Annotated in this window: 18 protein-coding genes; 13 read left to right on the top strand and 5 right to left on the bottom strand. The window is 42.8% G+C overall.

Annotated elements, in window-relative coordinates:
• Window position 1: 1 nt before the first annotated feature.
• Both ABWY16_RS01080 and greA read right to left on the bottom strand, forming a co-directional pair.
• Complete coding sequence (locus ABWY16_RS01080) at window positions 2–394, bottom strand: HIT family protein (protein WP_353902802.1); 393 nt, start codon at window positions 392–394, stop codon at window positions 2–4.
• 10 nt (window positions 395–404) lie between these two features.
• Entirely contained in the window at window positions 405–878 is a 474-nt protein-coding gene (greA, locus tag ABWY16_RS01075) for a transcription elongation factor GreA (protein ID WP_142527367.1), read from the bottom strand.
• 189 nt (window positions 879–1,067) lie between these two features.
• Here greA and ABWY16_RS01070 point away from each other — a divergent pair, with 189 nt between their 5' ends.
• Window positions 1,068–2,933 (top strand): M1 family metallopeptidase, encoded by a 1,866-nt coding sequence (locus ABWY16_RS01070; protein ID WP_353902801.1) that lies wholly within the window; start codon window positions 1,068–1,070, stop codon window positions 2,931–2,933.
• Between the two features lie 69 nt (window positions 2,934–3,002).
• On the opposite strand, the gene ABWY16_RS01065 is transcribed toward ABWY16_RS01070, so the two are convergent.
• Both ABWY16_RS01065 and rsmA read right to left on the bottom strand, forming a co-directional pair.
• Window positions 3,003–3,929, bottom strand: coding sequence for a 2-hydroxyacid dehydrogenase (locus tag ABWY16_RS01065; RefSeq protein ID WP_353902800.1), 927 nt, complete (start codon window positions 3,927–3,929; stop codon window positions 3,003–3,005).
• The gene (rsmA, locus tag ABWY16_RS01060) at window positions 3,919–4,725 is read right to left on the bottom strand and encodes a 16S rRNA (adenine(1518)-N(6)/adenine(1519)-N(6))-dimethyltransferase RsmA (protein WP_353902799.1); all 807 of its coding nucleotides are present in this window, start codon (window positions 4,723–4,725) and stop codon (window positions 3,919–3,921) included. The genes ABWY16_RS01065 and rsmA overlap by 11 nt, the downstream gene beginning before the upstream one ends.
• Before the next feature lie 159 nt (window positions 4,726–4,884).
• Between rsmA and pdxA the strand changes: the two genes are divergently transcribed.
• The 12 genes from pdxA to ABWY16_RS01000 all read left to right on the top strand — a co-directional run bounded on the left by pdxA (window position 4,885) and on the right by ABWY16_RS01000 (window position 17,692).
• Window positions 4,885–5,964 (top strand): 4-hydroxythreonine-4-phosphate dehydrogenase PdxA, encoded by a 1,080-nt coding sequence (pdxA, locus tag ABWY16_RS01055; RefSeq protein WP_353902798.1) that lies wholly within the window; start codon window positions 4,885–4,887, stop codon window positions 5,962–5,964.
• A gap of 76 nt (window positions 5,965–6,040) precedes the next feature.
• Window positions 6,041–6,580: a YceD family protein gene (locus ABWY16_RS01050; protein WP_353902797.1), complete on the top strand. Its 540-nt coding sequence runs from the start codon at window positions 6,041–6,043 to the stop codon at window positions 6,578–6,580.
• Between the two features lie 23 nt (window positions 6,581–6,603).
• Window positions 6,604–6,795, top strand: coding sequence for a 50S ribosomal protein L32 (rpmF, locus tag ABWY16_RS01045; RefSeq protein WP_142527375.1), 192 nt, complete (start codon window positions 6,604–6,606; stop codon window positions 6,793–6,795).
• A 100-nt stretch (window positions 6,796–6,895) separates the two neighbouring features.
• Window positions 6,896–7,834: a phosphate acyltransferase PlsX gene (gene plsX / locus ABWY16_RS01040; RefSeq protein WP_353902796.1), complete on the top strand. Its 939-nt coding sequence runs from the start codon at window positions 6,896–6,898 to the stop codon at window positions 7,832–7,834.
• Between the two features lie 11 nt (window positions 7,835–7,845).
• On the top strand, window positions 7,846–8,835 hold the full coding sequence (locus ABWY16_RS01035) for a beta-ketoacyl-ACP synthase III (protein ID WP_353902795.1): 990 nt from the start codon (window positions 7,846–7,848) through the stop codon (window positions 8,833–8,835).
• A gap of 69 nt (window positions 8,836–8,904) precedes the next feature.
• Window positions 8,905–9,381, top strand: a complete 477-nt coding sequence (gene accB, locus ABWY16_RS01030; protein ID WP_353902794.1) for an acetyl-CoA carboxylase biotin carboxyl carrier protein — start codon at window positions 8,905–8,907, stop codon at window positions 9,379–9,381.
• Window positions 9,382–9,417: 36 nt separating this feature from the next.
• Entirely contained in the window at window positions 9,418–10,758 is a 1,341-nt protein-coding gene (gene accC / locus ABWY16_RS01025; RefSeq protein WP_353902793.1) for an acetyl-CoA carboxylase biotin carboxylase subunit, read from the top strand.
• A gap of 78 nt (window positions 10,759–10,836) precedes the next feature.
• On the top strand, window positions 10,837–11,724 hold the full coding sequence (tatC, locus tag ABWY16_RS01020; protein WP_353902792.1) for a twin-arginine translocase subunit TatC: 888 nt from the start codon (window positions 10,837–10,839) through the stop codon (window positions 11,722–11,724).
• 10 nt (window positions 11,725–11,734) lie between these two features.
• Entirely contained in the window at window positions 11,735–13,354 is a 1,620-nt protein-coding gene (locus ABWY16_RS01015) for a M28 family peptidase (protein WP_353902791.1), read from the top strand.
• Window positions 13,355–13,438: 84 nt separating this feature from the next.
• Window positions 13,439–14,830 (top strand): LutB/LldF family L-lactate oxidation iron-sulfur protein, encoded by a 1,392-nt coding sequence (locus ABWY16_RS01010; RefSeq protein WP_353902790.1) that lies wholly within the window; start codon window positions 13,439–13,441, stop codon window positions 14,828–14,830.
• Between the two features lie 3 nt (window positions 14,831–14,833).
• A complete protein-coding gene (locus ABWY16_RS01005; protein WP_353902789.1) occupies window positions 14,834–16,810 on the top strand; it encodes an alpha-ketoacid dehydrogenase subunit alpha/beta in 1,977 nt (658 codons plus the stop codon).
• 60 nt (window positions 16,811–16,870) lie between these two features.
• Window positions 16,871–17,692: a hypothetical protein gene (locus ABWY16_RS01000; protein WP_353902788.1), complete on the top strand. Its 822-nt coding sequence runs from the start codon at window positions 16,871–16,873 to the stop codon at window positions 17,690–17,692.
• On the opposite strand, the gene ABWY16_RS00995 is transcribed toward ABWY16_RS01000, so the two are convergent.
• A complete protein-coding gene (locus ABWY16_RS00995) occupies window positions 17,641–18,255 on the bottom strand; it encodes a SprT-like domain-containing protein (RefSeq protein ID WP_353902787.1) in 615 nt (204 codons plus the stop codon). The two genes, ABWY16_RS01000 and ABWY16_RS00995, sit on opposite strands and share 52 nt — an antisense overlap.
• Window positions 18,256–18,258 lie beyond the last annotated feature (3 nt).

Below are 18,258 nucleotides of genomic sequence, written 5' to 3'. Positions count from 1 at the left end.
ATTATAACTGTGCTTTGATTTTTAGTGCAGCTTCTGCAAGCTCTTCATCTGTAGGATGCAGCTTTGGACGGCTAAAGTTGATATCATCCATGGTGTTCAGTGGAATCAAATGGATATGTGCATGGGGCACTTCAAGACCGATCACTGCCATTCCTACTTTGATACATGGAAATGCTTTCTTGATCCCTGCCGACACGATCTTGGCAAACAGCGTGAGCCCGAAGTAACTCTCATCATCCATGTCAAATATATAGTCAACTTCTTTTTTTGGAATCACCAGCACATGGCCCATCGTCAGCGGATTAATATCCAGGAAGGCCAGGAATTCTGTTGTTTCTGCAACCACATGTGCGGGAATTTCCCCGTCTATTATCTTTGAAAATATACTTGGCATAGGTTATGTTTTATCTGCTGATTTCTAAAATTTCGAATTCTATCTTGCCCGCCGGAACTTCAATCTCCGCTTTATCGCCTACAGATTTACCCAGTAACCCCTGTGCAATCGGAGATTTTACTGAGATCTTGCCAATTTTCATGTCAGCTTCAGTTTCTGCAACAAGCTGATAGGTCATGGTAGCGCCGTTTTTCACGTTTTTGATCTTAACAATAGATAAGGCAAGTACCTTTGATGTATCGAGTTTTGATTCATCTATAAGCCTTGCTGAAGCTAAAGTTGCCTTCAATTTGGATATTTTTGCCTCATGCAGCCCTTGTGCTTCTTTGGCCGCATCGTATTCTGCATTCTCTGAAAGATCACCTTTATCTCTTGCTTCAGCTATAGCTTTGGAGATCAGTTGTCTCCCTGTTGTCGTCAAGTAATGTACTTCTTCCTTTAGCTTATCTAATCCTTCCTGAGTGTAGTATGTTACCTCTGTCATAGCTTAATGTATTATTTATAACTTCCTTTAAAATACAAACAAGACTACATCGGCAGTTTAAGCCTACATAGTCTTGCTTCAATTAAAACGAAGATAACAGGCAATTCTTATAAAAGCAAATCTTTTGATTTGAATTGTTTAGAAAGAACTTAAAACCTTTACTTTTGGTGCAACTAACTTATTAATTTTATGCACCGCAAAATTTTCAGACTGGCGGTCATGGGTATGTTGTGTACCATGACTGTTCAGGCACAGCAACTGTACATGCCGAGAAATATAAAAGCTGCCTTTGATAAAGGTACCCGTTCGGCAGATGGAAAGCCAGGAAAACACTACTGGCAAAACAAAGGGAAATACAATATGTCACTCACCGTTACACCCAGCGACAAAGTAGTAAAAGGAACTGAAACTGTAGAGTATACAAATAATAGCCCTGATACTCTTCGCCAGATTGCCATCAGATTTGTAAACAATATCCATAAACCAGAATCACCAAGGTCAAATTATGCCGGACAGGATTTCCTGACCACAGGATTAAACATCAGTTCTTTCGTGATCGGTGCGGATTCTTACGCTGTCAGTGCAAAAGACTGGGGAACGGTTGCTAATGTTAAATTAAAGAAGGCTATCCTGCCGGGCGAAACCGCCAGACTGAGGATTGGCTGGAGTTACCCCCTTTCCAAAGAAAGCGGAAGGGAAGGACAGCTGGACAGCACTACTTTTTTTGTAGCCTATGCTTTTCCAAGGATTTCTGTGTATGACGACTATAATGGCTGGGACCAGATTCCGCACACGGACAGGGCAGAGTTTTATAATGATTTCAACGACTACCAGTTTAGCGTAACCGCACCAAAAAACTATGTAGTGTGGGCCACGGGCGATTTAAAAAACCCTGATGAAGTGCTCCAGCCCAGATTTGCTGCAAAGCTGAAAAAATCCTATACCAGTGACGAAGTGATCTCTATGGCAAATGCGAGTGAAATGGCCAAAGGCGAAGTAACTAAACAGAACGAATGGAATACCTGGAAATTCAGTGCTGATCATATTACTGATATCACTTTTGCACTAAGCAACCATTATATCTGGGATGCCGGCAGTGTGATCGTAGATCCAAAGACAAAAAGGAGATCAAGCGTTCAATCCGCTTATGATGCAAAAGCTACCGACTTCACCCATGGTGTGGAATGGTCAAAACTTGCTTTGAGCTGGTTCTCTGTAAACTGGCCGGGCGTACCCTACCCTTTTTCGAAGATGACGGTAGTCCAGGGATTTGCTGATATGGAGTATCCGATGATGGTAAATGATTCCACTACACCGGATATGGAGTTCAGCCAGTTTGTGATGAATCACGAAATTGCACATACCTATTTTCCTTTTTACATGGGAATTAACGAGACGCGTTATGCTTATATGGATGAAGGTTGGGCCACTACCCTGGAATACCTGATTGCGACCGATCAGCTGGGAAAGGAAAAAGCAGCAGAGAACTACAAACAATTCAGGGTTAAACCATGGATTTTCAACAAAAGCACCGAGCAGGAACTTCCTGTAATCACCCCTACCACCCTTGCCACCGGGAATAATGCCTACGTAAAACCTTCCCTGGCCTATCTGGGCTTAAAGGATATGTTTGGTGATGAAGCCTTTAAAAAATACCTGCGCGCCTATATGGACCGCTGGAATGGGAAACACCCGCTTCCATGGGATTTCTTTAATACGATCAATGATGTTTCGGGCGAGAACCTCAACTGGTACTGGAACAACTGGTTCTTCAGCAATAATTATATTGATCTTGCTATTGGTAAGGTAGCCATAAAAGGTACTGATTATGTGGTCGAACTGAATAACACAGGTGGTTTTGCTATTCCTTTTGATGTAAAGGTAACTTATGATGACGGCACTGTACAGTTGATCCACCAGACTCCGGCAGTTTGGAAAGCCAACCAGAAAGCAACTTCAGTTCAGTTTACTGCACAGAAAGCAGTCACTGCAATTGTAATTGATGGTGGTATCTACATGGATGCAACTCCGGCGGATAACGACTGGAAAAAGTAGCATCCAATTCACACAAAAGTCCGTCTCATGAATATGCGACGGACTTTTGTTTTATAATAATTGAATGTTTTATTTGAACTGCTCCAGTTTCTCTGCCAGCACTTCGGAGATCTTGCGGTAAGAATCAAAAGTCCAGCCACCGATGTGTGGTGTAAGGATAACTTTTGGAGAGGCTTTAAGTTCAGCGTACCAGGATTGCTCCCCCAGGTTAGGAAACCTCTCTGCTTCCAGCACATCAAGTCCTGCACCTAAGATCCTGCCCGACTCCAGACCGGAAAGCACTGCTTTTGTGCTTACAATTTCACCCCTGGCGGTATTGATAAAAAATATGTCCTTTTTAAAATGATACAGGTATTCCTCATCCACCATCTGCCTTGTTTCTGAAGTCAGCGGAATATGCAGACTGAGGACGTCACTATGTTTTACGATCTCCTCCATGCTGCTTTCACGGGCAAAAGCATCAGAAAAACCGGTTTTATATTTATCATAAGCAATCACCTTCACACCAAATCCTGAAAGTTTCTCAGCAAAGCTGCTGCCCATGAAACCATAACCGATAATACCTACAGTTTTGCCCTTCAGTTCCCAACCCCGGTTACCTTCACGGTCCCATATGCCGTTCCTGATCTCTGTATCAGCCTTACGCAGGTTATTGACCAGTGACAGGAGCAGTGCTACCGCATGCTCACCCAAAGCATCCCTGTTCCCTTCAGGCGCATTAATCAGCTGTATACCTTTTTCTTTGGCATATGCTTCATCTATATTGTCCAGTCCTGCTCCTGCCCTTGCTACAAATTTCAGGTTTGGCGCAGCATCCATCAGCTCTTTATCAATTCTGAATTTTGTCCGCACTGCAATACCATCGTATCCGGCAATTGCCGCGAGTGTTTCGGCTCTTGTAATTTTGGGAAGGTCATCAACTTCATAACCCAGCTGCACCGCTCTGTTCTTAAATGCAGGATGCAGATCGTCAACAATTAAAATTTTACCCTTCATCTGTTTGTATTATTATTTTAGCGCGTTCAGCCACATGCTGTGTCAGGGTAATAAAATCCTCCACAGTCAGTTGCTCGGCACGTTTTTCAAAAAATATATGGTCGTCCATTTTCCCTTTGGGCAGTACACCCGATAAAGCGTTGCGTAATGTTTTCCTCCGCTGATTAAATCCTGCCTTTACCACGGTCCAGAATAGTTTCTCGTCACACGGCAGCGATTCAACCTTATTCCTGCTCAGCCTGATCACACCGGAATTTACTTTGGGCGGCGGATTGAAGGTTCCCGGTTTTACTGTAAACAGGTATTCAATATTATAATATGCCTGAATCAGTACACTGAGGATACCGTATTCTTTGGTGCCAGATTTCGAAGCGCAGCGTTCTGCGACCTCTTTCTGGAACATACCCACCATTTCTACCACATTGGCGCGGTGTTCAAGAACTTTAAATAAGATCTGTGAAGATATATTGTAAGGGAAATTGCCGATAATGGCAAACTTACCCGGAAATACCGCTGTAAGATCCATTTTCAGAAAGTCACCATTGATCAGGCGGCTCCCCATCTGCGGATACTTTTCGTTCAGGAAATGATAGGATTCAGTATCAATATCTATCATAAAAGTCTCCAGGTTTTCCCTTTCCAGCAAAATATCAGAAAGGATACCCATCCCCGGGCCTACTTCCAGCACCTGGCGGTACTGATCAGTATGAATAAGGCCGTTCACTATTTTCTCCGCAATCTTCTTATCGGTCAAAAAGTGTTGTCCCAAATGTTTTTTCGCCCTTACCAAACTCATATCTTATCCTTATTATGTAATGAAACAGCAACCGCCGTCACTATTGCTGCAAAATAACTAAAGTTTTACGACTAATAGCTTAACACAGGACATATGACCCATGAAATAACAATATCCTGATGATTTTTCTGTATTTTGCGCTCAAATTTTTATTTGAGCATGAGCAGTAAAATTAAAATAGGTATCAGTATAGGTGACGTTAATGGCATCGGTCTGGAAGTTATTCTTAAAACCCTGGCCAACCAGAGCATCCTTGACTATTGTACCCCTATCGTTTATGGACATACCAAAGTAGCATCCTATCATAGAAAAGCCCTTGGTTTAGGTGATTTTAGTTTCAACGTGATTAACCAGGCAGAGGATGCAAATCCTAAAAAAGCCAATATGATCAACTGCTGGGAAGAAGATGTGAAAATTGAACTGGGCCTGTCTACTCCCACCGGTGGAAAGTATGCCTTGTTATCACTTGAAAAAGCTACAGAAGATCTGGTTAACGGCAGGATAGATGCACTGGTTACGGCACCTATCAACAAACACAATATACAATCTGATACCTTTCATTTTCCCGGACATACAGAATATCTTCAGGAACGCAGCGGCGCATCAGACGTACTGATGTTTCTGGTGAGTGAAGATATCCGTGTCGGTGTAGTTACCGGACATATCCCGATCACTGAAGTTGCACAGAGCATCACCAAAGAAAAGATCGTTAAAAAACTGGTGATGATCAATGAGAGCCTGAAAAAGGATTTTTGGATAGAAAAACCGAAAATTGCTGTCCTGGGGCTTAACCCTCATGCTGGCGACAATGGTTTGCTGGGCACAGAAGAGCAGGACATCATTATGCCGGCGATACAGGAAGCGTTTGACAAAGGTGTGATCTGCTTTGGCCCATACCCGGCTGACGGATTTTTCGGCAAAGGCAGCTACAAACAATTTGATGCTGTTCTAGCGATGTACCACGATCAGGGCCTGATTCCTTTTAAGACAATCGCCTTCGGCAATGGGGTAAATTATACCGCCGGAATGAAATTCGTGCGCACCTCGCCCGATCATGGTACAGGATATGACATCGCAGGAAAAAACGTGGCTGACCCTTCTTCATTTATTGAAGCACTTTTCGCCGCCACACATATCGTAAACCACAGGCGGGAACAGGAATCTCTGTTAAGCAATCAGTTAAGAAGCGGAGGTAAAATCATTGAAACTGCAGCGGATGTAAAGGACGATGCAAATTAACCTTCAATAATATTTGTAAAACATTTTAGATATCCCAAATTAATGCATACATTTGCGGGCTAAAATTTTGTTACAATTGAAACCTTTAAAACAATTTTCAATCCCGTTTACAGGCTTAAAAATTGGCAAGCATCAATTTGATTTTGAGATTGATAACAGCTTTTTTGACGCATTTGAGTACTCTTTGGTAAAAGAAGGAGAACTGAAAGTAAATGTAGAGCTGGACAAACAGGAGACAATGCTGATTCTGATGATTCACATTGCCGGAACGATTAAACTGGATTGCGACAAATGTTTAGCGGAATTTGATTCTCCGATGGATGTTTCCGAAAGGCAGATCGTTAAGTTTGCTGAGGATGATTTGGAGAGTGATGATCTGGAGATCATCATGCTGAACAAAAAAGAAAGCAGTATTGATATATCTGAGATTCTTTATGAATTGATTACAGTATCGGTACCTTACATTAAGATCTGTGAGCAGAATGGCTTGGAAGGCCAGAAGTGCGATCAGGAGATGATTGAAAGACTGGAAAGTTTATCGACACCATCTCAGCAAGAAGAAGAAAAAACAATAAGTGACGACCCACGCTGGGAAGCGCTACGAAAATTAAAATAATAATTTAAAATAATAAATCAGCAATGGCACATCCTAAACGCAAGATCTCTAAAAGCAGAAGAGATAAAAGAAGAACACACTATAAAGCGGTAGCTCCTTCTTTCGCTACTTGTCAAACTACTGGTGCAATCCACGTTCCTCACCATGCATACAACGTTGACGGTAACTTATACTACAACGGTAAATTGGTTATTGAAAATACCTCAATAGGTTAATTTTACTGAGAAATTGTTTGTGTTTTCAGCCCGTTTAAGTTTAACTTAGGCGCTTGAAAAAAAAGGCAATAACGCTTTACTCACAAACTGATTTTTTACTATGAAAATAGGTCTCGATATAATGGGCGGAGACTATGCTCCCAAAGCTAACGTTTTGGGAGCAATAGCAGCTCATGAACTCTTATCGCCAAACGAGCATTTGGTGCTTATTGGCGATACTCAGCAGATTAAGCCGATACTTGCCGAACAAGGCTTCAATGCCGATCACTTCGAATATATCCATACCGAAGAAGTAATTGGTATGGGCGAACATCCTACCAGAGCAATTGCCCAAAAACCAAATTCCAGTATTTCTGTAGGTTTCTCCATGTTGAAAAAGGGAGAAATTGATGCCTTTATCGGTGCCGGCAATTCCGGGGCCATGATGGTTGGTGCAGTATTCAGCGTAAAAACTGTACCGGGCATAATTAGGCCAAGCCTTTGTACCCTCGTTCCTAAACTGAACGGCGGAACAGGTCTCATGCTTGATGTTGGCGCCAATGCAGACTGCAAACCAGACGTTTTGGTTCAATTTGGTATAGTAGGCAGTTTATATGCTGAAAATGTAATGCACATCAACAATCCTAAAGTCGGGCTCATCAACATAGGTGAAGAAGACGAGAAAGGCAATATGCTCAGCCTCGCAACCTTTCCGCTGATGAAAGAATGCAATCAGTTCAACTTCATTGGTAACATTGAAGGCCGTGATCTGTTCAACGAAAAAGCCGATGTCATTGTATGCGATGGTTTTACCGGAAACATTATGCTCAAACTTGCAGAATCCTTTTATGTGATGACTATCAAAAAAGGACTGAAAGATGAATTCTTTGACAGGTTCAACTATGAAAATCATGGCGGAAGTCCTGTGCTTGGTGTTAATGCACCTGTCATTATCGGTCACGGAATCTCTACACCCAAAGCGGTGCAGAATATGGTTCTGCAGGCCCGTGAAATGATAACTACAGGCCTGGTAGAAAAAATACAGGCTGCTTTTAAATAAATACGAGAAAAATGAATAAAATTCACGCTGCTATTACTGCGGTTCAAGGTTATGTTCCAGATTATGTATTGTCTAACAAAGAATTAGAATCCCTTGTAGATACAACAGACGAATGGATCATCTCACGAACGGGTATTAAAGAGCGAAGAATATTAAAAGGTGAAGGTCTCGGAACCTCTGATATGGCCGTACACGCCGTAAATGGCCTGCTCAAAAAGCGCGGTATCAGTGCCGAAGAAATTGATCTCATCATTTTTTGTACTACTACCCCTGATATGCCATTCCCGGCAACAGCCAATATCCTTGGCGATAAAATAGGTGCTAAAAACGCGTGGGGGTTCGATCTCCAGGCCGCCTGCTCAGGATTTATCTACGGATTAACTACGGCTTCGCAATTCATCGAATCCGGCAAACATAAAAAGGTACTGGTTGTAGGCGGAGATAAAATGTCCTCTATTATCGATTATACTGACAGAACTACCTGTATTATTTTTGGTGACGGTTGTGGCGCAGTACTGCTCGAACCCAATGAAGAAGGTAATGGGATCATGGATGCCATCCTGAAATCTGATGGATCCGGAAGACAATACCTGAACCAGAAAGCCGGCGGCTCACTGAAACCGGCATCTCATGAATCAGTAGATAACAAGGAGCATTACGTATTCCAGGAAGGTAAAACAGTATTTAAATTTGCTGTGACCAATATGGCTGATGTTGCTGCTGAAATTATGGAAAGAAATGAGCTCAGCGCCGACGATGTTGCTTACCTGGTTCCTCATCAGGCAAATAAAAGAATTATTGATGCCACTGCCGCAAGAATGGGCGTGGGATCAGAAAAGGTAATGATCAATATTGAACGTTACGGCAATACTACTAACGGCACCATCCCGCTTTGTTTATGGGAATGGGAAAGCAAACTCAAAAAAGGCGATAATATTATTCTCGCTGCTTTTGGAGGAGGTTTTACCTGGGGTGCTGTTTACATCAAATGGGCGTACTAATTTATACCATAATAAATATTAACTTAGAGTCTTTATAAGACAGGAATCTTTTCAACAAAATACCACAAAATGGATATCAAACAAATTCAGGAACTCATTAAATTTGTTTCTCGTTCGGGCGTCAATGAAGTTGCAATTGAACAAAAAGACTTCAAAATCACTATCAAAACTAATCAGGCCCCAACAGTTATAAATACTACTGTACCCGCTGTAGCACCGCAGGTGTTAGCAGGAGCACCAGCTGCACAGCCTGCTGCTGTTATAGCTAATGCAGCTCCGGCAGCAGAAGCAGAGGATACATCAAAATATATTACTATCAAATCACCAATGATCGGAACATTTTACCGGTCTGCAAGCCCTGATAAACCATCGTTTGCTAATGTTGGCGATGAAATTGCTGTGGGTAAAGTGATTTGTATCATTGAGGCCATGAAGTTATTCAACGAAATTGAAAGTGAAGTTTCTGGAAGAATAGTTAAAGTACTGGTAGACAATTCATCTCCGGTAGAATATGACCAACCATTGTTTTTAGTAGAACCTATGTAATATTTGCTTTTAGCAAATTATCATCTTATCAATTATATGTTTAAAAAAATATTAATTGCCAACAGGGGCGAAATTGCCTTGCGTATTATTCGTACCTGTAAAGAAATGGGCATCAAAACTGTCGCTGTTTACTCTACTGCAGATAGGGAAAGTCTACATGTTCGTTTCGCGGATGAAGCTGTTTGTATAGGGCCGCCTCCGAGTAAAGATTCTTATCTAAGTATTCCAAATATTATTTCTGCTGCTGAATTAACCAATGCGGATGCAATTCATCCGGGTTACGGATTCTTGTCAGAGAATGCAAAATTCTCTTCTGTATGCAGGGATTACGGAATTAAATTCATTGGCGCTACACCAGAGCAGATCAATTCTATGGGTGATAAAGCATCAGCCAAAGAAACAATGAAAAAAGCAGGCGTACCTATCGTTCCGGGATCTGAAGGATTACTGGAAAGCGTTAAAGAAGGTATCGTACTGGCTAATGAAATAGGTTACCCGGTAATTCTGAAAGCTACTGCCGGTGGTGGTGGCCGCGGAATGCGTGTGGTATGGAAAGATGAAGATTTTGAAAATGCCTGGGATAGCGCAAGACAGGAGTCTGGTGCAGCCTTCGGTAATGATGGCCTTTACCTTGAAAAATATATCGAAGATCCAAGACATATCGAGATCCAGATCATTGGTGATCAGTATGGCAAAGCTTGTCACTTGTCTGAACGCGACTGTTCTATCCAGCGCCGCCACCAGAAACTGGTTGAAGAAGCTCCATCTCCTTTCATGACTCCGGAACTAAGAGACCGTATGGGTGAAGCTGCAATTAAGGGTGCGACCGCAGTATCTTACGAAGGTGCAGGAACAATTGAATTCCTGGTAGATAAACACCGCAATTTCTATTTCATGGAGATGAACACCCGTATCCAGGTAGAACATCCGGTAACAGAAGAAATCATCAACTACGACTTAATTAAAGAACAAATAAAAGTGGCTTCAGGCGTGCCTATATCAGGAAAGAATTATTTCCCTAATTTACATGCCATCGAATGCAGGATCAACGCTGAAGATCCATATAATAACTTCAGGCCATCACCAGGAAAAATCACGAATTTTCATTCACCTGGTGGTCATGGTGTAAGGGTTGACACGCACGTTTACGCTGGTTATCAGATACCATCAAACTATGATTCAATGATCGCCAAACTGATCTGCACTGCGCAAACACGCGAAGAAGCGATCAGTACTATGGAGCGCGCGTTAAGCGAGTTTGTAATAGAGGGAGTAAAAACTACGATCCCTTTCCACCTCAAGCTGATGAAAGATCCAAACTTCAGGGCAGGAAATTTCACCACAAAATTCATGGAAACTTTTGTTTTTACCGAATAAAAAGATCTAATTGTTATATTTAACGTAAATACCATTCTAAATTAAACAGAATGGTATTTTTGTTTACAAATTAAATTCATGAGTGATAATAAAGCGCAGGACCTTATAGAGGCCGTTAAGAATAAAGGAAAGAGTTTAGAAGCCGAAATGTCTTTCTTCGACCATATTGATGTACTGAGAAAACACTTGCTGCGTGCCTTATTGGCGATTGTAATATTTACGAGTCTGGCCTTCTGGTATTACGAATATCTGTTTAATACCATTATCATGGGGCCTAAAAGTCCTGATTTCTGGACTTACAGGATGATGTGTAAACTCGTTGCACAATTTCCCTCCCTGGGTTCCGATTTCTGTATTACAGAAATCAAAGGTAAAATTATCAATACAGAAATGGCAGGACAGTTTACGCTGCAGATCAACTCCTGTATCATGACTGGGATTGTATTTGGTATTCCCTATTTACTTTTTGAACTCTGGTTGTTCATTAAGCCAGCCCTGCATGAAACGGAAAGAAAATCTGCGCGCGGATTTGTATTTTTTGCTTCAATTCTGTTTTTCATTGGCGTTTTATTCGGATATTTTATTATCTGCCCGCTGTCCGTTAATTTCCTGACTGGTTTCTCCATCAGCCCAATGATTGAAAATACGTTCACCATTGACTCCTATCTTTCCTCTATAGCAACTTTAACTATAGGAACGGGTATTATCTTCGAATTGCCTGTGATCATTTACATCCTTTCTTTATTTGGTGTCATGACGCCTAAATTTATGAGGGCAAGCCGCCGTTATGCAGTTGTAGTTATCCTGATTATTGCAGCAATCGTTACGCCTACTCCAGATATGATCACCATGCTCGTGGTAGCTTTCCCGCTATTCCTGCTGTATGAACTGAGTATATATATATCAGCTTACATCGAACGCAAGAAAAACAGGGAACTCTACGGAACAAGCAAAGCACCTAACTAACAAATACCAAATGAATAAACAATTTTTAAGCACCAGCGTAGCTTTACTGCTCTGTCTGGGCTGTGCTGCACAAAAAAATACCGCTGAGAAATTCAGCGAATCTATTAATAAGGCCAATGCCTACAAACACTTGTCGGTACTGGCTTCAGATGAATATGAAGGCAGGGAAACCGGCAAAAAAGGGGCCTGGATGGCAGCTGATTATATCAGGGATTATTTTAAAAGCCTGGGCTTAACTGCCCCCGTAAACGGTAGCTATTTCCAGCCGATAGATATGGTTACCTATAACCTGAGCGGGATGAAGCTTTCAGTTAATGGACAGGCCAAGGAATATGGAAAAGATTTTGTGGTTTCTTCTTCAACGGTGACATTAGGCGGCTTTAATTTCAATGCCAGCGATATAGTTTTTGCTGGTTATGGATTAGATCAGCAGGGTTACAATGACTTTGCGGGAATAGATGTTGCGGGCAAAGTAGTACTGATCTTCGGCAGCGGAGATCCAACAATTAAAGGTGGTCCTGCAGTACCTGCCGACCGTGCTTCAAGAAGAAAGATGATAGCTGCCCAGCAGGGAAAGATCCAGTACCTGGCAGAGCACAAAGCACTTGCTGTGATCCAGATTGATCCTAACCTGGATCATATGACTGAAGAGATGAAAGCGAATTACAGCGGTATAGGCCAGCCTTCCCTGAAGAATGCAGAAAACACTGCGAAAATGCAGAGTTCTAAAACCGTGGCATCCATCAGGGTTTCGACAGCTACAGCAAATGAAATCCTGAAAACAGCAGGTACCACAGTTGCAGCCTTACAGGAAAAGATTACAGCTTCAGTAAAACCAGCTTCGCAGACCGTCAAAGTTTCCGTAACCGGAAGCGCATCAAAAAAAGAAGTTAAAGTAAGGGCAGAAAATGTGCTGGGATTCCTCGAAGGATCTGACCCTGCATTAAAAGATGAAATTTTGGTAGTTACCGGTCACTACGACCATATCGGGCTCACTACATCCGGCACAGATAAAGTTAACAATGGTGCTGATGACGACGGATCCGGCACTACAGGCGTGCTGATGATTGCAGATGCTTTCGTTAAGGCTAAGAAAGCAGGTAAAGGCCCAAAAAGAAGTATTCTGTTCATGACCGTTGTTGGCGAAGAAAAAGGACTGCTTGGATCTGAATGGTATTCTGAACACCCTGTCTTCCCATTGGCAAAAACCATTACCGACCTGAATATTGATATGATCGGACGTGTAGATGAAGCGCATAAGGATAATCCGGAGTACATTTATATCATAGGTTCTGATATGCTGAGCTCTGATCTGAACGCTGTAGGCATTAAGGCAAATGACGATAATATAAGGATGAACCTGGATATGAAATACAACAACAGAACTGATCCAAACCAGTTTTATTACCGTTCTGACCATTATAATTTTGCAAAACATGGTATACCGGTGATCTTCTATTTCAGTGGTGTCCATGAGGACTATCACCAGCCCGGAGATGAGGTTGGCAAAATCAATTTCGACTTGCTGAGCAAACGGGCACAATTGGTTTATTACACGGCATGGGAACTTGCGAACGGTGCGAAACGTCCGGTTGTGGATAAAAACGATGATGGCACTCCTAAAAAATAAAAATTACACTTAAAACAATAAAAAACCTGCTCCAACCGGCAGGTTTTTTTGTTTACCTATAAACGTATTTATTTATATTTGAAGATGACAAAGATTGCTGAGGAGTTTTTGGTTAAGGCAGATGAGAAGGCATTTGATTTGGATCACCGTGACACGATCAACCACAACATTGGAAAATACAATGATTCGGTTGCAAGGGGCTTAACGAAGTTTGAGAACTTAGAAAACTCAAAGAAAAAGGCGCATACAATCAAATGGAGGGTGATGGAGAACCTCGACAAATTCCTACCGGAATTTGAGGCGAACTTTCAGCGGCGCGGCGGCAAAGTAATCTGGGCAAATGACACAGAAGAAGCGCAGCGCGAAATATTAAATATCATCAGTAAAAGTGGTGGTAAAACCGTCATCAAATCCAAATCGATGACGACAGAAGAAATTCATTTAAATGAATTTCTGGAAGAAAATAACATCTCTTCACTCGAAAGCGACCTGGGCGAGTTTATCGTACAGCTGTTAGGCCAGGCCCCCTATCACATTGTTACCCCGGCGATGCACCTGACCAAGGAAGATATTGCAAAACTTTTTCATGAGAAGTTCGGGACACCCATCGATTATACACCACAGCAGCTTACCCAAAAAGCAAGAGAACTGCTGAGAGAAAAATACCTGACAGCCGATATAGGCATCACAGGAGGTAACTTCCTGATTGCAGACACCGGCAGTATAGCCTTAACAGAAAACGAAGGCAATGCGAGATTAAGCACCACCTTTCCTAAGATACATATCGCTATTGTGGGGATTGAAAAAGTCATTCCTTCAATGGCCGATCTGGATTTGTTCTGGCCACTACTGGCGAGTCATGGAACTGGTCAGAATCTAACAGTATATAACACTATCCTCAGCGGGCCCAGACAGCCGCATGAAACCGATGGTCCTGAGGAGATGTATGTGATCCTTCTGGATAACGGCCGCACAAACCTGCTCGCCCAAAAAGATCAGCGCCAGGGATTGTACTGCATCCGTTGCGGAGCCTGTTTAAATGCCTGCCCGGTATATAAGAATATTGGAGGACATACCTATAATACTACGTATAGCGGCCCGATAGGTTCAATCATTACCCCTCATTTGCAGGGGATGAAAGAGTTTAAGCATCTGAGTTACGCTTCCAGCCTCTGCGGAAAGTGTTCTGAGGTATGCCCTGTTAAAATAGACATCCATAAAATGCTGCTGCTGAACAGGCGTGATGCCGTTGATCAGCATGAGAATACTAAAGTTGAAGACATAGGCTGGAAAGTATGGAATACAGGCATGTCCAAACGATCAAGAATGGATATGGTTGGAGGAAAGATCAAAAACTTCTTCCTTAAATTTTTCTTCAAAAAAATGTGGGGTAAATACCGCGCCATGCCTGAGATCGCCGACAAATCTTTTGCTGCACAATGGCTGGAGCAGCAGAAAAATAAAACTCAGCTATAGTGTATGCAGTTCGACCGCGGCGATAAAAGTAATAGTACCTTATTATCAATCTATAAGGAATTGCTCTATCCAAGGATGGTCGAGGAGAAGATGCTGATCCTGCTCAGGCAGGGACGCATAGGAAAATGGTTCTCCGGAATTGGGCAGGAAGCCATTGCTGTAGGAGCAGCCCTTGCGATGAGGGCTGATGAATATATACTGCCGATGCACCGCAACCTGGGTGTATTCACCGCAAGAAAGGTTCCTTTACGGAATCTGATTGCGCAGTGGCAGGGCAAAGTAACAGGATTTACAAAGGGCCGCGACAGGTCCTTTCACTTCGGTACGCAGAAACATAAGATCATCGGTATGATTTCACACCTGGGGCCACAGATGGCATTGGCAGATGGAATTGCCCTGGCTGATGTAGTTGCCGGTAAAGAAAAGGTTACCCTGGTCTTTACCGGAGAAGGAGCCACCAGCGAAGGCGATTTTCATGAGGCCGTCAATGTGGCATCGGTATGGAATTTACCCGTGATATTCCTGATCGAAAACAATGGTTACGGCCTGTCCACACCAGTAAATGAGCAGTTCAATTGTGCAAAGCTGAGCGATAAAGCTATAGGCTATGGCATTGAGGGTTTACAGATTGATGGCAATAATGTGCTGGAAGTACTGGATACCATCTCTCAGCTTGCAGATAAGATAAGAAGCAATCCCAGGCCGGTTCTGGTAGAGTGCCTAACTTTCAGAATGAGGGGACACGAAGAAGCCTCGGGCACAAAGTATGTCCCTGCAGGACTGCTGGAAGAATGGCAGCTTAAAGATCCGTTGCAGAATTTCGAAGATTACCTGATAGCTCAGCAGTTACTTACAGAAGAATCTATCCAGACCATCCGGGCTGGTTTTAAAACAGAAATCGACCAGCAGATAGATAAAGCCTTTAGTGATGCGGAACCTGCATCTTCTCCGGAAGAAGAACTGGAGGATATGTATGCACCGTATCTGCAGAGAGCTGTTCCCCCATCCAGAGTAAGCACAAAAATGCGGTACCTGGATGCAATCAGTGATGGGCTCAAAATCGGGATGCAGAAATACAGCAACCTCGTACTAATGGGGCAGGACATTGCCGAATATGGTGGAGCCTTCAAAATCACACAGGGTTTTTCAGAAGAATTCGGGAAAGCAAGAGTAAGGAATACCCCTATCTGCGAATCGGCTATAGTTGGCGCCGGTTTGGGCCTCTCCATTAACGGCTACAAATCTGTAATAGAAATGCAGTTTGCAGATTTCGTCACCTGTGGATTTAACCAGATTGTGAATAACCTGGCCAAAACACATTATCGCTGGGGAGAAAAAGCTGATGTGGTAATCAGAATGCCTACCGGGGCAGGAACGGGCGCAGGACCATTCCACTCACAGAGCAATGAAGCCTGGTTCACGAAAACCCCTGGGCTTAAGATCGTGTATCCTGCCTTTCCCCTGGAAGCCAAAGGTCTGCTGCTCGCTGCGATTGATGATCCTAACCCGGTACTTTATTTTGAACACAAGTATCTCTACAGAAATATCAGCGGGCAGGTACCTACAGGCTACTATAACATTGAAATCGGCAAAGCCAACGTGCTCAAACAGGGCACACAATTCAGTATCATCACTTACGGACTGGGTGTACACTGGGCACTGGCATATTTGGCAGAAAATCTCCATATTTCTGCCACGGTGGTAGACCTTTGCAGCTTACAGCCATGGGACAAAACCGCGGTTGCCGGGGTAGTGAAAAAAACAGGGCGGGTACTGGTCTTACATGAAGATACTTTGAGCAGTGGTTTTGGGGCAGAAATAGCCGCCTGGATCGGAGAAAATTGTTTCAGTGACCTGGATGCCCCTGTGATGCGCTGCGCCAGTCTTGATACTGCTATTCCCATGAACAAATTACTCGAAGATCAGTTCCTTGCTAAGAGCAGGATCCAGGCTACCGTCCAAAAATTATTGGCTTACTAATGGCTTCATTGGCACGATAATAGCCCTATGGCTAATAACAACCCATTCTATCAAAGCGCTATGAAGACGATCCGATTTTTAAGTTCAGTTATATTACTGGTTACCCTATACAGTTGTAATTACTTTAAATCGAAACATCCTCAGGCCGCGCTGCCCGGAGAAGAAGGAGCCACCGGAATGACAGATAAGTCTATCCTCAATTACTCAGCTGCAATAGACAGAACATTAAGCCATTATAAGAAAGACTTCAGTCTCATTTATCTTTCGGGAGATTTGTCCGTGTATGCAGAAAAGTACAGTAATTATGGAGACGGTAAATTGTATAAAACCTATACTGCAAACGGCAATACCAGCAACAGTGTCAAAAGTTATTACTTCAAAAATGACAGCCTCATCCTGGTAAAACAGCAGGACAAGGTCATGAATGAAGGCGTAGAGGTTTATAAAAACGTCCGCAGCTATCTCCGCAACAATGTGACTTTTAAAATGGATAGCCGTACAGCAAGTTCTGCGGCTGCACTTTCAACACTCCCCTATCTGCTCATACAGCCTGCAGAGAATAAATATCCGGAAGAGGATTATGCAGGCGATATCAAAAGTATGGACGAAGCTATCGCAGGAACTGATAAATTTGAGATGGTTTTTGATAACATCACGACCTATCCAGATGCCCATTATATTTTCCTGAAGAGTAAAGGGCCCAGTAACTATAAAGCCAGCCTCCTGGTCAGTACCAGAGATACTTTTATTGACAGCCTGCTCAATTTTCCGTCTGTATTTAAAGATGAAAAACTCAGTTTAAGATGGAAGATTAAAGATAAGGAAGCTGTTTATGTACCTGTAGACAGTATCAGCACATCTGCCAGTGGACTGAACAGATAGATATTGCCATTATCCAGGCATTCACACCTGAACCGTTTTCTCAGCTGCTCCCCTTTCTTAAACCTGCGGCCATCCCTGATACTGAAAACAGCATGAAAAGGCAGTTCTTCCAAACGGGTATGATCTGCCAGCGCATCGTATCGCTTGAGCGCCCTTGACAATTTCAGGTCGGTACAGCTCGAAGCCGAAGGATTATTGAGATAAGTAGTAATGGCCGACTCAAGATCAGCTGGGAACACCTGCTTTTCTATAAAGGGAGTCATCATTCTCTTAAAGTTTACCTTCCATTCCTCCCCATGCGGTTTCACCTTATTCTTATGATCGTTCCAGGTAAGCAAATGCGCAAACTCATGCACAGTGGTTACCAGAAATGCATAAGTGTTGAGGTTATTATTAACCGATATCTTGTGGCCCAGCTGCTTAAAAGGGTGCCTGTAATCTCCAAGCTTGGTGGCCCTGCTTTTAGATATCTTAAATTCGCACTGAAAGTAATCAATCCATTTAGCAATAACCGGAGCTGCTTCAGGAGGCATATACTGGGCTAAAACATTCACTTTTTCCACAGT

This window comes from Pedobacter sp. (genome assembly GCF_040513095.1).
Classification (GTDB): domain Bacteria; phylum Bacteroidota; class Bacteroidia; order Sphingobacteriales; family Sphingobacteriaceae; genus Pedobacter.
This window is presented reverse-complemented; position numbering and strand designations above follow the sequence as displayed.